The organism is Flavobacterium sp. LK-23 (assembly GCF_058135255.1).
In genome coordinates this window covers 374,260-388,338 of record NZ_JBYUVT010000005.1, presented here as the reverse complement: position 1 = coordinate 388,338, position 14,079 = coordinate 374,260, and the positions used below count along the sequence as shown (strand labels likewise).

Annotated in this window: 10 protein-coding genes; 2 read left to right on the top strand and 8 right to left on the bottom strand. The window is 33.8% G+C overall.

The window, feature by feature from the left end; translation table 11 throughout:
* Positions 1-3: 3 nt before the first annotated feature.
* Together AC3Y25_RS11015 and mnmA are read right to left on the bottom strand one after the other, a co-directional pair.
* A complete protein-coding gene (locus tag AC3Y25_RS11015; protein WP_489902779.1) occupies positions 4-1,611 on the bottom strand; it encodes a S8 family serine peptidase in 1,608 nt (535 codons plus the stop codon).
* A gap of 44 nt (positions 1,612-1,655) precedes the next feature.
* Positions 1,656-2,843: a tRNA 2-thiouridine(34) synthase MnmA gene (gene mnmA, locus AC3Y25_RS11010; RefSeq protein ID WP_489902778.1), complete on the bottom strand. Its 1,188-nt coding sequence runs from the start codon at positions 2,841-2,843 to the stop codon at positions 1,656-1,658.
* A 344-nt stretch (positions 2,844-3,187) separates the two neighbouring features.
* Between mnmA and AC3Y25_RS11005 the strand changes: the two genes are divergently transcribed.
* Positions 3,188-5,065, top strand: a complete 1,878-nt coding sequence (locus AC3Y25_RS11005) for a PEP/pyruvate-binding domain-containing protein (RefSeq protein ID WP_489902777.1) — start codon at positions 3,188-3,190, stop codon at positions 5,063-5,065.
* On the opposite strand, the gene AC3Y25_RS11000 is transcribed toward AC3Y25_RS11005, so the two are convergent.
* Positions 5,062-5,619, bottom strand: a complete 558-nt coding sequence (locus AC3Y25_RS11000; RefSeq protein WP_250835384.1) for a DUF4956 domain-containing protein — start codon at positions 5,617-5,619, stop codon at positions 5,062-5,064. The genes AC3Y25_RS11005 and AC3Y25_RS11000 overlap by 4 nt on opposite strands.
* Before the next feature lie 87 nt (positions 5,620-5,706).
* Positions 5,707-6,420, bottom strand: a complete 714-nt coding sequence (locus AC3Y25_RS10995; RefSeq protein ID WP_489902776.1) for a toxin-antitoxin system YwqK family antitoxin — start codon at positions 6,418-6,420, stop codon at positions 5,707-5,709.
* A 298-nt stretch (positions 6,421-6,718) separates the two neighbouring features.
* Here AC3Y25_RS10995 and AC3Y25_RS10990 point away from each other — a divergent pair, with 298 nt between their 5' ends.
* Positions 6,719-7,696 (top strand): fasciclin domain-containing protein, encoded by a 978-nt coding sequence (locus AC3Y25_RS10990; RefSeq protein WP_489902775.1) that lies wholly within the window; start codon positions 6,719-6,721, stop codon positions 7,694-7,696.
* A 70-nt stretch (positions 7,697-7,766) separates the two neighbouring features.
* On the opposite strand, the gene yidC is transcribed toward AC3Y25_RS10990, so the two are convergent.
* The 4 genes from yidC to nagB form a co-directional block, all read right to left on the bottom strand.
* Complete coding sequence (yidC, locus tag AC3Y25_RS10985) at positions 7,767-9,683, bottom strand: membrane protein insertase YidC (protein WP_489902774.1); 1,917 nt, start codon at positions 9,681-9,683, stop codon at positions 7,767-7,769.
* A 79-nt stretch (positions 9,684-9,762) separates the two neighbouring features.
* Complete coding sequence (pyrG, locus tag AC3Y25_RS10980; RefSeq protein WP_095929926.1) at positions 9,763-11,379, bottom strand: CTP synthase; 1,617 nt, start codon at positions 11,377-11,379, stop codon at positions 9,763-9,765.
* 240 nt (positions 11,380-11,619) lie between these two features.
* A complete protein-coding gene (locus AC3Y25_RS10975) occupies positions 11,620-11,853 on the bottom strand; it encodes a DUF3820 family protein (protein WP_250835380.1) in 234 nt (77 codons plus the stop codon).
* Positions 11,854-12,149: 296 nt separating this feature from the next.
* Positions 12,150-14,078, bottom strand: coding sequence for a glucosamine-6-phosphate deaminase (nagB, locus tag AC3Y25_RS10970; RefSeq protein WP_489902773.1), 1,929 nt, complete (start codon positions 14,076-14,078; stop codon positions 12,150-12,152).
* Position 14,079 lies beyond the last annotated feature (1 nt).

Below are 14,079 nucleotides of genomic sequence, written 5' to 3'. Positions count from 1 at the left end.
AAACTATTGCTTGATTATTTTTCCTGTTTTATGCAGATTATCACCATCAAAACTATAAATATAAAGTCCGCTTTGAAGTGATTGCAAGGAAAGAACTGGATTTGAATTATTAATTTTTTCTTCGATTAATTTTTGCCCTAAAATAGAATAAATGGTTACCGATGCGGTATTGCTTTCGTTAAAAAAAGAAAAACAAACTTCAGTCTTTGCAGGATTCGGATAGACCAAAAACGAGGCTTCAGCTATAAAATCATCAACACCTAATGCTGTACCAAAATTCGGAATTCCATATCCATAGTTATTATCCGGATTCGCATATTTATCTGCAGAAGCCAAAATCATCTGTCTAATTTCTTTGTTCGTTTTTGATGGAAAAGCTTGCCACAACGAAGCCGCCATCCCTGCCATAATCGGACATGAAAATGAAGTTCCGCTTGCTGTACCAATAGTTCCATTTGCATCAGAAACTACCGCCGATGCTCCTTGTGCCATAACATCGGGCTTAATTCTGCCATCGTAACTTGGCCCAATTGAACTTGAACTAGCTCTTACTTTGTTAGCTGTAACTGATCCAATTGCCAAAACAGAGACAGCATCGGCTGGAGCACCAATGTGCTTTTCAGGTTGAGTTCCTTCATTTCCAGCAGAAGCCAAAACTAATATTCCTTTACTAAAAGCGATTTCGGCACCACGCGAAATAAAAGTGGTAATTCCGTTCATATCGCTGTATGTATGATTGTACCTAACTTCATCTCGATCAAGAAAATATCCAAGCGAAGTCGTAATAATATCTACTCCCAAAGCGTCCGCTTTCTCCGCCGCTTCAACCCAAAGTGATTCTTCAAGAGGATTCTCATCAGCAACAATTTCAGTTATAAAAAGATAGTAGGAAGCGTTTGGAGCCGTACCTATTAAAGCATTTTCTTTGTAACCGCCCATTGTAGAAAGCACTTTCGTTCCATGATCTCCTCCAGTATAGAAATTAGCATTTCGAGTGGTAAAATCGTATCCTCCTAGAATTTTATTATTATTTCTAAGATTTTCAAATGGTTGAGCGGTATTGACACCTGGAAATCCAGCATCTAAAACAGCAATAATTTTACCTACTCCTGTGTAATTCTGTTGATGCAAAACCTGCCCATTCAACATCTGAATTTGATTGGCAGAATTACCATAAGCATAATCAATAGCGGTTTGTATTTGCTTTTTCGTCTGATTGATTGTCGTTTCTGAAACTTTTTTTCCCGTAGTATTTAAAGTTCTATCTGCAAATTCTACTTTCTGAACAAAAGCTAACGTTTTTAAAGCATTGATATTAGCCTGAGTTCCTTGAATATGAAGTGCATTCAGCCATTTCGATTGTGCTTTTATCGTAATTCCTGTACTTATTGAAATTTGATTAACATATGAGGTCTCTAAAGGAGCATCTGTAATATCCAAAACGATATTCTGGTTCGTTCTTCGATCCAGAGCTCTTTGCGAAAGTACAGCTTGAGGATTGTCATAAAAAGCCTGAGCATTAGGCTTACCATTAAAATAAACCCATGCATCTTCTTGTGCAAATACTGTAAACGAAAGAAGTATTAAAAGAAAAGTAAAGCTACATCTCATTCATCTATACTTTTTAGGGATCTTCTCCCAAATAAAGTATAAAGCTAAGAAATTACTCCCGAACCAACTAATTCATTTTCTAAATACCAAGCAACAAATTGTCCCTCTGTAATAGCAGACTGTGGTTCTTCAAACTCTACATACATTCCGTCTTCAAATTGATGTAAAACCGCTTTTTGAAGAGGCTGACGGTAACGAATTCTAGCCATCACTTCCATTTTCTCACCCGATTTCAAAGTCATATCTTCTCTAATCCAATGAACTTCAGATTTTCCAACAAAAAGTGCTTTTTTAAATAAACCCGGATGCTGGCTCGACATACCTGTGTAAATTGTATTAGTTTCTACATCGGTTGCAATTACAAATAAAGGATCTGTTGTTCCTCCTACATTTAGACCTTTTCTTTGCCCAACTGTAAAATAATGAGCTCCTTGGTGTTTTCCAACCACTTTTCCCATTGTTGGAAGATAATCTAGTTTTTGAGATTCTAACTTTAATCTTTCTTCCAAAGAAAGTTCAGCTGATTTTTCAGAAGTATAAATCGAATCATCTTTATCTACTTGAACAATTTTACCATCTTTTGGCTGTAATTTTTGCTGTAAAAATTCTGGAAGACGAACTTTTCCAATAAAACATAAACCTTGTGAATCTTTCTTTTCTGCTGTAACCAATTCCATTTCAGCAGCAATTTCGCGCACTTCAGGTTTTGTCAAAGCTCCGATAGGAAATAAAGCTTTAGACAATTGTTCTTGTGACAATTGGCACAAGAAATACGATTGATCTTTATTATTGTCAACTCCAGCAACTAGTTGGTAAACTGGTTTTCCGTCTACCTCTATTTCGCTTTTTTGACAATAATGTCCCGTTGCCACATAATCTGCACCAAGACTTAAAGCGATTTTCATAAACACATCAAATTTGATTTCGCGGTTACAAAGCACGTCAGGATTTGGAGTTCTTCCTTTTTCGTATTCGTTGAACATATAATCAACGATTTTTTCTTTGTATTCCTCGCTTAAATCAACAGTTTGAAACGGTATGCCTAATTTTTCAGCCACAAGCAAAGCATCATTACTGTCTTCCAGCCAAGGACATTCGTTAGAAATAGTAACAGAGTCATCGTGCCAATTTTTCATAAAAAGGCCAATAACTTCGTATCCCTGCTGTTGCAATAAATACGCCGCAACACTAGAATCTACTCCACCTGAAAGTCCAACAACTACTCGTTTCATTTTGAAAAGTTTAATTTTTTAAGGTTGCAAAGGTACGCCAAATAATAGAAAATTTCACCATGGTTTTCATTACTTTAAGCAATCCCGCGGTAGATAAAACTTATTCTATTTTTACCCATTGGGCAAAATAGAATAATTAATAGAATAAAAATCAAATTTGATCTGCTTTAATCTTTTAAAATCTGCGTGAAATACTTTTTTCAGTCGATATTTTCACGCAGATTTTAAAAGATTAAAGCAGATTTGCAAAGATTTAAATTTAATTGGACGAGGTAAAATTGACAAAAACAATTTCACACAATGAGTTCTTTTTTTAATTACATTTAATCATCCATTTTTATGATATGAAAAAATACATTTATAGCTTGTTTTTCCTTTTCGTATTAACTTCGTTAAGTGCGCAGCGATTTAGCGCGTCTTTACCAAATTATGAAGCTTACAAAGCATTTAGAGGAAAACCTTTGTCTGATAAATTTTCGAATATTGAATCAGTAAAAGTCATTTACGATCTCAGAAAACAAAAAATGTATTATTTCAACAGCAGTGTTATTTTGCTTCATTACGATTTTGTAGTTAATTATTTGGGATATAGCCATGATTTAGAAATCTTTAATAATGAAAACTACAGCAACACTGAAAAGAATAGAGATTTTCTTCTCGGAAATTTAAATCACATTAAAGGAACCGACAAATGGATTTTTGAACTCGCCGCATCCGATCATATGCCTCTACCACTGATTGAACGTTTTTTTACTATGGTTAAAAATTCCACTTTTATTGGAGAAAAACTGAAATTTTATCTGAACAATCCAGAAATGATGAATTGGTTCCAGCGCGAGGAATTCAAAATTCCGTGTGTGAAATCTGATTATATTTTTGGCGAATTAAAATATCAGGAAGTTGTTCGTGGAAGTACTATTGGGATTCTGCGACAATACAAAATCAAAGATTTAGAAACTACAAAACCTAGTTCTGACGAGATTATTATTCTGGATGGAACGCCTGATATTCTCCCAAATGTGAGAGGAATTATTGTCAACGAACTTCAAACTCCATTAAGCCATTTGGTTCTTTTAGGAAAAAACAGAAAGATTCCGATAATGGCTTATACGGATATTGAAAAAGACAAAAACATCAAAAGGTTGCTTTCTAAAAAAGTAGAAATAAAAATTGAAGTCGATACTTTTTTCATTAAAGAAACCACTAAAAAAATTCCAACCAAGTCTCCTGGAAAAAAGAAAAAGCTAGTTATAGACAATAGCGTTACAGAATTGGTTAATCTATCTGAAATTCCAAAAAAGGGAATTAATTATATCGGTTCGAAGGCACAAAACATGGCGTATTTAATTGCCATTTCTAAAGAGATTTCCTTTAAAGTTCCCGAAAATGCACATGCTATTCCGTTTTACTATTATACAAAGCATATTCAGAACCCTGCTATTTCTCCATTAATTGCAGAGCTTTTAGCTTTCCCACAAAAAGATTCTGCAGTTTGGATTAACAAACAACTTAAAAAAATTAGAGACGCTATCAAAAAAGAACCAATTGATCCTGAATTAATATCGAAATTGAATTTTGCTTTCAAAGACGCCAAATTTAAAAACTTCAGATTTCGTTCGTCTACGAATGCAGAAGATTTAGATGATTTTAATGGCGCTGGATTGTACGATTCTAAAACCGGAATTGTAGGTGATTCGATCAAAACTTTCGAAAAAGCCATAAAGCAAGTCTGGGCAAGTGTCTGGAATGAAGCCTCGTATAACGAACGAGAACTTTTTGGAATTGACCAGCAAAATATTGCAATGGGCGTCTTGGTGCATCGCTCTTTTCCAGATGAATTGGCAAATGGCGTAATTATTACCAAAAATATATTTAGAGAAAATTTTCCTGGAATTACGGTCAATGTTCAAAAGGGAGAAAATTCGGTTGTGAAACCCGAAAAAGGAGAAATCTGCGAACAGTTTGTAGCCTATCATTTCAATGACGGTAAAGATGAAACCGATTTTGATATTGATTACACTTCCAATTCCAATTTGAATGATAATGAACCGTTATTGACTCGAAAAGAAATGAGTAATCTATACGATGTCAGTAAAAAAATTGAAACTAAAATGTATCGCTATTGGCGTAAAAACCAATTTCATCCGGTAGATATTGAATTTAAAATTGTGGGCGAAAAAAGAGATTTGTACATCAAACAAGTCCGTCCATTCAACGATTAATAGAACACTAATAAATCTATTTCGTTGCTTGCTGTATTGATTAATACAATTCTAAAGTCGAAATCTTCAATCTTAATTTTCTGCTGAATTGATTTTCGAATTACTTCTGAGTTTAAAGAAAAATTATCGTCAAGCGGAATTTTCACATCTACGGAATTCAGATATTTTGAAGCTTTTTTGTTGACAATAACCGAAGCTGCAATATAAAATCCGATAATAATAATTTGAAAAAACAGCAACAGTTCAATCTTTTCAAACGGATACATAATGTCCAGAATTGACAATGTAATTGTGGCAAAAAGAAAGATTATAGCATTTACCGTGAAAGATTGTGTTCTAAATCGAAGTATCGAAAAAATAGCAAAAAGACCAAAACCAATTCCGACTCCAATTTCTATTTTGGTAAAAAGATAACAAAGGGAAAAAGTACAAAGTCCCACAATAACCATTAATGGATTTATAGTAGCATTATCTTTTCTGTTGGAGAAAAAATACAAAACCAAAATCGAAAAAAACAACAGTAAAAATCGTCCTAAAAGTTCTTGTAAATCCATTGGTTAGAATAAATTGGTTACTCAAAAGTAAACAATTTATTCTTTATCTATTTTATTTTTCAAGGAATGAATTCTGAACTTTTTAGGCTATTCCTTTTTTGGCGCTGGTCCTTTTTCAGAAGCTTTATTCGTGTTTTTAGGATCACTCATATTTACTTCTTTCACTAATTTTCCTTTTTGGTAAAACTGCCAGATTCCAGCTTTTTTACCATTTATAAACTTTCCTTTAGAAGCAACAGACTTATCTGAATCATAAAAAACAGCTGCACCATTGTATTCATTATTTACAAAGTTCGATTCTTCAAGAAGCGTTCCGTCCTGCCCTATTTTTTTATAGGGCCCTTCCTTTAAACCATTTTTATAAGTCATCTCTTCCGCAACTTGCGCATTGGGATAATAAACAGTTTTTAAACCTTCTAATTTTCCATTTTTATAATTCTCAACCGCCATTAAAACTTTAGAAGCTTTATGGTAATATTTCCATTCCCCTTCGCGAGCTTTTCCTATCTCTTTTCCTTCACTTACTTTGTTTTTATTTTGATCAAAAAAGACAGTATACGAACTTCCATCATTGGCACTAAAATCTCTTGTTGCTAAGACATCACCTTTTTTAGTATCATCAAAAAATTTAAAAACACCAGTTTCCTTTCCATGATCAAAAGTCCCTTCGTAACGAGGGCGTTTAGATTCAGCATAAGTGCCTTTCCAAAGTCCGTCTTTTTTTCCAGCTGCGTCAACTTTATTGGTTTCTTGAGAAAAAGCTGCTGTACTGATTAGAAATAAGATCCAAATTTTTTTCATAAACTGTTTTTCTTTATAACATTAAAAAGCGTGTTTTATTATTGCAAAAGTATAACCAATTTTACTTTTTTACCGATTTTTAAAGTCTTAAATACTATTTAAAATTATGTTAAACAATATTTGGCACTACGAATAATAAAATCAGAACTAAATCAACATAAACAACTAAATATCAATACTATAAAAACAAAAAATAAAGCAAGTAAAACATGTAATGAATATAACTTTTGTTTAACATTATGTAAATAAACTTAAACAAAAACTCATAATTTAGCCCTAACAAACTAAAAACTATATTATGAAAACATTGAAAATTAAATTAATTGCTTTTTTAGCATTAATTGCTTTCGTTAGCATTTCATGTAATAATGATGACGACGACTCGCAACAGACTCCACAAACGATTGTATCTATTGCGAAAGCAAATCCAGACCTTAGCAGTTTAGTTGCTGCTTTAGAAAAAGCAGATCTAGCTGCTACATTGAACTCTTCTGCCTCTTACACCGTCTTTGCACCTAATAATAAAGCTTTTAGCGCTTTCCTCTCTGCAAACGGTTATGCTAATCTTAATGCAGTTCCTGTTGCTGCTTTAAAAGAAATATTACTCAACCATGTTTTAAGCACAAAAGTAAAATCTAGCGAGATTACTACAGGATATGTAAAAACTCTGGCAAAAGGAAATGCTTCAGCATCAAACACCATAAGTATGTATCTTGAAAAAAACACAGGAGTTGATATTAATGGCGGAAAAGCCAATGGCGGTGCAACAGTAACAACTGCAGATATTGAAGCTTCAAATGGCGTTATTCATTTGGTTGATGGTGTAATAGGATTACCTACTATTGTTAACCATGCTGTGGCTAACAAAAATTTCACAACACTTGTAACAGCATTGAGCTACAACTCTGCATCTGGTTTTGTTGGAATATTATCTGGAACGGCAAGTTCACCTTTTACTGTTTTTGCACCTACAAATACTGCATTTGCAAGTTTCTTAACCGAAACTGGATTCTCTGGCCTTTCTGCTATTCCTGCTAATGTTTTAGAAACTACCCTAAAATATCATGTGGTTGCTGGTGCGAATGTGCAATCGACTTCTTTAACAAACGGACAGGTAGTTAATACTTTTGCCAGTCAAAGTTTCACAATTGGCCTTACTGGAGGCGCAAAAATTACGGACACCAATAATAGAGTTAGTAATATTATTGTAACAGATGTTCAATGTTCAAACGGTATAATCCATGCTATTGATAAGGTTTTATTACCTAAATTTTAAAAAACTAATTACTAATAAAAAACCGTCTCGTTTTTCAACGAGACGGTTTTTTTGTTTTATTGATATAGAATTATTTCTTTTTCTTATTCTGAGCTTTTGCTGCTTCCTGTTGTTCCATTACTTCTTGAAGACGCTGTTGGAACTTACTTGGCTTTTTAGGCTCTCTTTGCTTGTTTTCTTGAATCTGAGCGTGAATCTTATCACTGTCTACAATATAATTCTTGATTACAAACATGATTCCGATTGTAATTAAGTTTGAAATAAAGTTATACAAACTCAATCCTGAACCGTAGTTATTGAAGAAAATTAACATCATTAATGGTGAAACATAAATCATGATTTTCATCATTTTTGCCATATCTGGCATACCTTCCTGCTGAGGAGCTGCCATTTGCTGATCTCCAGAAGTCATTTTCATGTAGAAGAAAATCGCAATTGCAGCCAAGATTGGAAACAAACTAATGTGATCTCCGTACATCGGAATAGTAAATGGTAATTTTACAACAGAGTCAAAAGATGATAAATCGTCTGCCCAAAGGAAACTTTTCTGTCTTAATTCAAATGCTGCAGGGAAAAACTGGAACGATGCGTACATAAATGGCAACTGAATCAATGCCGGAATACATCCTGCCATTGGGTTTACACCTGCTTTGTTGTACAGTTTCATTGTTTCCTGTTGTTTCTTCATTGGGTCTTTTTTGAATTTCTCTCCCAACTCAGCAATATCAGGTCTTAAAACTTTCATTTTAGCCTGAGACAAAAATGATTTATACGTAATTGGCGACATGGCCAATTTGATGATAATTGTAAAAATAATGATTGCAATACCTAACGACAATCCCATTGTTGAACTTAAGAACCCGAATAATGGAATGAAAATCCATTTGTTGATCCATCCAAAAATCCCCCATCCTAATGGAATAATTTTTTCGAAGTTTTTATCGTAAGCTTTTAATGTTTTATAATCTGCAGGACCCATGTACAAATTCATTTTGTAATCGATCTCTCCGTTTGAAAACGCTAAAGGCAAATTAGCTCTAAACTGTTTGGTAAAAACAGTATCGATCTTTTCGTCTTTAACTAAATCATCAGATTGTAACTTTGAAGTTTCAAAAGGTTTTTCTGTAGATAAAATAGTCGTAAAGAAATGCTGTTTAAAAGCTATATAACTTACTTTTTCAGGAGTTTCTTCTTTTCCTTGTCCGTGTGAACTAACGTTATTGTATTTTGATTCGTTGTATTTGTAATCAATTTGCGCATAACGGTTTTCGTAAGCTACACTTTTCTCATTTCTATATGTTTTTAAATCCCATTGCAAATCAATTGGTTTTGCAGAATTTAAAACTCTGTTTAATCCTTGAGAACGGATATCAAAACCAACTAAATAATCGTTTGGTTTTAAAACATATTTGTACTCTAAAAATTCATTAGCTCCAGCTTTCAAACGCATAGATAAAACTTGGTCTCCTCCAATTTTCTCTAATGTTGGTTCGAAATACAAATCTTTAGAATTTAATGTTCTATTGTCTGTAGTAAGAAGCTGTAAATTTAAATTTGAGTTGTTATTTTTGATTAACTCAACTAGCTCTCCAGAACCTTTTTTTAATCTTTCGAATTCTTTTAAAGTAGCTTCAACAATATAACCACCTTTATTAGCAATCTTTAATTTTAATTTTTCATTTTCGATTGTAGTAAAAGCTTCTTTTGCAGAAGGAAGTGTTGCAGAATAAGCAAATCCTCCTAAAGTTTTTTGCAATTGAGCCAATTGAACTGTATCTCCAGGAGTTACAGCAGCAGCTGGTAATGATGCCGTTTTTGCTTTATCTGCTTTTGCTTGTGCTTCTTGTTTAGCAACTAATTCTTTCTTGGCTTTTTCAGCAGCAATTTCTTTTTCAGAAGGTTGATTTTGGTACATAATCCAAATCAAAATTCCGAAGATCAATACAAAACCAATGATCGAATTGAGGTCTAATTTTTTTTCTTCCATTATAATTTAAAAAAGTTATTCGTTGAAGTCTATTAGTACTGAGTTTATCTCAAAAGTTACAAACTTCTCAAAATATTAATTACTGTTTTTTATGCGCATTTACTGCAGCAGCCACAAAGTTTACAAAGATTGGGTGCGGATTTGCAACCGTACTTTTGTATTCTGGATGGTATTGAACACCAATAAAAAATGGGTGGTTTTCAAGCTCAACGATTTCCACTAAACCTGTATCAGGGTTAACTCCAGAAGCCTTTAAACCTGCTTTTTGCAATTCATCAGCATATTTATTATTGTACTCATAACGGTGGCGGTGACGCTCCGAAATAGTTTTTTCTCCGTAAATTCTGTGTGCCAAAGTGTTTGGTTTAATATCACATTTCCAAGCACCTAAACGCATTGTTCCTCCTTTATCGGTTACATTTTTCTGTTCTTCCATTAAATTCACAACTGGATGAGGCGTTTTATCGTTCATCTCTGTAGAATTCGCATCAGCATAACCTAAAATATTTCTAGAATATTCGATAACAGACATCTGCATTCCTAAACAAATTCCGAAGAAAGGAATGTTATTTTCACGTACAAAACGAACTGCTTCAATTTTTCCTTCAATACCTCTTTCACCAAAACCTGGAGCAACTAAAACTCCGTCTAAAGAACCTAATTTTTCTTCAACATTATCCGCATTAATATGCTCTGAGTGAATAGAAATTACATTTACTTTTGTTTCGTTTGCAGCTCCTGCATGAATGAACGCCTCCAAAATAGATTTGTAGCAATCTTGCATTTCTACATATTTTCCAACTAAACCAATGTTTACAGTTTGTTTTGGATTTTTTAATCTTTTTAAGAAAGTATTCCAGTTTTTAAGATCTGGAGATGCTTTTTTAGGTAAATCTAATTTCTTTAAAGCCACAACATCTAATCCTTCTTCAAGCATTAAATTTGGAACTTCATATATAGTAGAAGCATCAATTGATTGAATAACTGCTTCTTTCTTAACATTACAGAATAAAGCTAATTTCTGGCGCAATTCCTGAGACAATTCGTGCTCCGTTCTACAAACCAAAATATCTGCTTTAATACCACTCTCCATTAAAGTCTTAACAGAGTGCTGAGTTGGTTTTGTTTTCAACTCACCTGCAGCTGCCAAATATGGAACTAATGTTAAATGAATCACGATTCCGTTATTTTCACCTAACTCCCAAACTAATTGACGAACAGATTCTATATAAGGTAAAGATTCGATATCACCAACTGTACCACCAATTTCAGTAATTACAATATCATAGTCGCCAGATTTACCTAGCAATTGCATTCTGTCTTTGATTTCGTTTGTGATATGAGGAACAACCTGAACTGTTTTTCCTAAAAATTCTCCTCTTCTTTCTTTTTCAATAACCGAAAGATAAACTCTTCCTGTAGTAACGTTATTAGCCTGAGAAGTAGGAACGTTCAAGAAACGCTCGTAGTGCCCTAAGTCTAAGTCTGTTTCAGCTCCATCATCTGTCACATAACATTCTCCGTGCTCATACGGGTTTAGTGTCCCCGGATCTACGTTAATATATGGATCAAATTTTTGAATAGTCGTGCGATATCCTCTTCCTTGTAACAATTTTGCCAAAGATGCCGCGATAATCCCTTTTCCTAATGAAGAGGTCACACCTCCTGTAACAAAAATATATTTTGTTTGATTCATTCTGTTGTTGTTTGTAAGTAGTTGTGTAAAAAACTTGGCAAAAGTACAAATTTAATTAGACAATTTATACAATAGACTTCTTAGATTTTTAGAATTTTAGAATGCTGATTTTTTAGCTTTTTCAAATCAAAAGAAAACCTTCCTATATATTAATTTTTATCTATTGTTTAAAAGATTTTCAGTCATTATAATGAAAATTTTATCTAATTATATAAAAATCCCATAATCATAAAAAGCATGTTACATTGGCTTGGGATATTGCTTCTTAATATTCCGAATTAATTCTTCTAAACCATTCAATTTCAATTCATAAATAAGTTGCAATTGTTGACCAAGCTCTCCTTTTGGAAATCCTTTATTATGATACCAAACAACATAATACTCAGGTAAATCAATTAAATATTTTCCCTCGTATTTCCCGAAAGGCATTTTGGTGTGCGCTAATTTTATGAGTTGTTTTTTATCTTGATCCATAGTTTTCTTGTAGAAGAAAGAAGCAAGATGAAAGACTTCATAGATTTTCTGCTTATTTCATTTCATGCAAAACTACTATTTATTTTTTCTTTTGCCACAGATTAAAAGGATTCTCACAGATTAAAAACCTAGAACCTTAGTATCTCAGCAACTTAGAAGCTTAAAAAAAAGAAGCAAGAAAAAAGAACTTATTTGCGTTCCCTCTTCCTGCTTCAAAAATATCATTTAAGACTTATTACTAATTTCTAAAAACGCTAAAAAAACTTAGCATCTTAGCATCTCAGAACCTTAGCATCTTAGTAGTGCCATCTCACAAAAGCTTCCATTGCAGCATACGTTGCTAAACCTAATTGGTGATATAAAGCTGCCGTCTCGCGGTTTCTGTCTTCTGCTCTCTGCCAGAACTCTCTTGCGTCTGTTCCTTGGAAAACAACCCCATCTTTTTGAGACTGGTGTTTGAAGATTCCATGACGTTTTTCTAGAACTTGATCTGGACTCATTGGAACAGCCATCTCAACTTCGTCAATTCCCCACTCTTGCCAAGCTCCACGGTATAACCATAACCAACAATCGTTCATGAACTCTTTTGGTTTTAAAACTTTTACTGCCTCAAAAATTGCATCTAGACAAACTTTGTGAGTTCCGTGTGGATCTGCTAAATCTCCCGCTGCGTAAATCTGGTGTGGTTTAATTTTCTCAATTAAATCAACTGTCAACTGAACATCTTCTGCTCCAATTGGTTTTTTCTCGATTGTCCCTGTTTCATAGAAAGGTAATTCCATAAAGTGAATCTGCTCGTCTGGAAGACCAACAAAATGACTTGTAGCTCTCGCCTCTCCTTTTCTGATCAAACCTTTAATATAACGAACCTCTGGAATATCAATTTCGCTGTTCTTTTTGTTCTGTAAGAAAGCTTCTGCCTTTTTGTAAATACTATCTGCCTCAGCGCTTTTGATTCCAAATTTCTCATTGTAATCAATCACGAATCTTGCAAAACGAAGCGCTTCATCATCAGCAACGGCGATATTTCCAGATGTTTGATAAGCAACGTGTACTTCATGTCCTTGCTCTTGCAAACGCATAAACGTTCCTCCCATACTAATAATATCATCATCTGGGTGCGGACTGAAAATCAACACACGTTTTTTAGCTGGCTCCGCTCTTTCAGGACGATTTGAGTCGTCTGCATTTGGTTTTCCACCTGGCCAACCTGTAATGGTATTTTGTAATTTATTAAAAATCTTAATATTAGTATCGTAAGCTGGACCCGAATCTGCCAACAAATCGCTCATACCGTTTTCGATATAATCTGCATCTGTAAGCATTAAAATTGGTTTTTTAAGATCTAATGCCAATCCTAAAACTGCTTTACGAGTCAATTTATCTGTCCAAACAATTTTTTCAACCAGCCAAGGCTTGTTGATTCTCGTTAATTTTGAAGAAGCTTCTTTGTCTAAAACAAAAACTGCGTTGTTATGCTCTTGCAAGAATGAAGCAGGAACTCGGTTTGTAACTTCGTCTTCAACGGATTTTTTTACAATGTTTGCTTTTCCTTCACCCCAAGCTAATAAGATCACTCTTTTTGCTTCCATGATTTTTTTAACCCCAAGCGTAATTGCTGTTCTTGGCGTATTATTTAAACCAAAGAAATCTTTACTTGCCGCAACTCTTGTAATATGATCTAAAGCCACTAAACGAGTTTTAGAGTTTTGAAGCGAACCAGACTCATTAAATCCGATGTGTCCGTTTCCTCCAATTCCAAGAATCTGAAGATCGATTCCGCCTAAAGCTTCAATTTTAGCTTCATATTCGTGGCAATAATCTGCAATTTGTTCTTTTGTTAAAAGTCCGTCTGGAACATGAGCGTTTTCAGGTAAAATATCAACATGATCAAACAAAAGTTCCTTCATGAAACGAACATAACTATTGATTGAATTGGGTTCCATTGGATAATATTCATCCAAGTTAAAACTGATTACGTTTTTGAAACTCAAACCTTCTTCTTTATGCAGACGCACTAATTCGGCATACAATCCTTTTGGAGAAGAACCTGTTGCCAAACCAAGAATACATGGCTTTCCTTCTTTTTCTTTTTCTTTGATTAATGCTGCAATTTCTTGCGCTACTTCTTTTGAAGCATCTGTTGAGTTTTCAAAAACAACTGTATTAATGTTTTCGAATCGTTTTTCGAAACCTGTTGCTTTGTCGATTTTACTTTTTAACATG

Excerpts from the sequence above, each read along its gene's own strand:
- AC3Y25_RS10995 (WP_489902776.1), bottom strand. The coding sequence starts at position 6,420 with ATGAAAAAAATTTGGATCTTATTTCTAATCAGTACAGCAGCTTTTTCT.
- AC3Y25_RS11000 (WP_250835384.1), bottom strand. The coding sequence starts at position 5,619 with ATGGATTTACAAGAACTTTTAGGACGATTTTTACTGTTGTTTTTTTCG.
- yidC (WP_489902774.1), bottom strand. The coding sequence starts at position 9,683 with ATGGAAGAAAAAAAATTAGACCTCAATTCGATCATTGGTTTTGTATTG.
- pyrG (WP_095929926.1), bottom strand. The coding sequence starts at position 11,379 with ATGAATCAAACAAAATATATTTTTGTTACAGGAGGTGTGACCTCTTCA.
- AC3Y25_RS10990 (WP_489902775.1), top strand. The coding sequence starts at position 6,719 with ATGAAAACATTGAAAATTAAATTAATTGCTTTTTTAGCATTAATTGCT.
- AC3Y25_RS11005 (WP_489902777.1), top strand. The coding sequence starts at position 3,188 with ATGAAAAAATACATTTATAGCTTGTTTTTCCTTTTCGTATTAACTTCG.
- nagB (WP_489902773.1), bottom strand. The coding sequence starts at position 14,078 with ATGTTAAAAAGTAAAATCGACAAAGCAACAGGTTTCGAAAAACGATTC.
- AC3Y25_RS10975 (WP_250835380.1), bottom strand. The coding sequence starts at position 11,853 with ATGGATCAAGATAAAAAACAACTCATAAAATTAGCGCACACCAAAATG.
- AC3Y25_RS11015 (WP_489902779.1), bottom strand. The coding sequence starts at position 1,611 with ATGAGATGTAGCTTTACTTTTCTTTTAATACTTCTTTCGTTTACAGTA.
- mnmA (WP_489902778.1), bottom strand. The coding sequence starts at position 2,843 with ATGAAACGAGTAGTTGTTGGACTTTCAGGTGGAGTAGATTCTAGTGTT.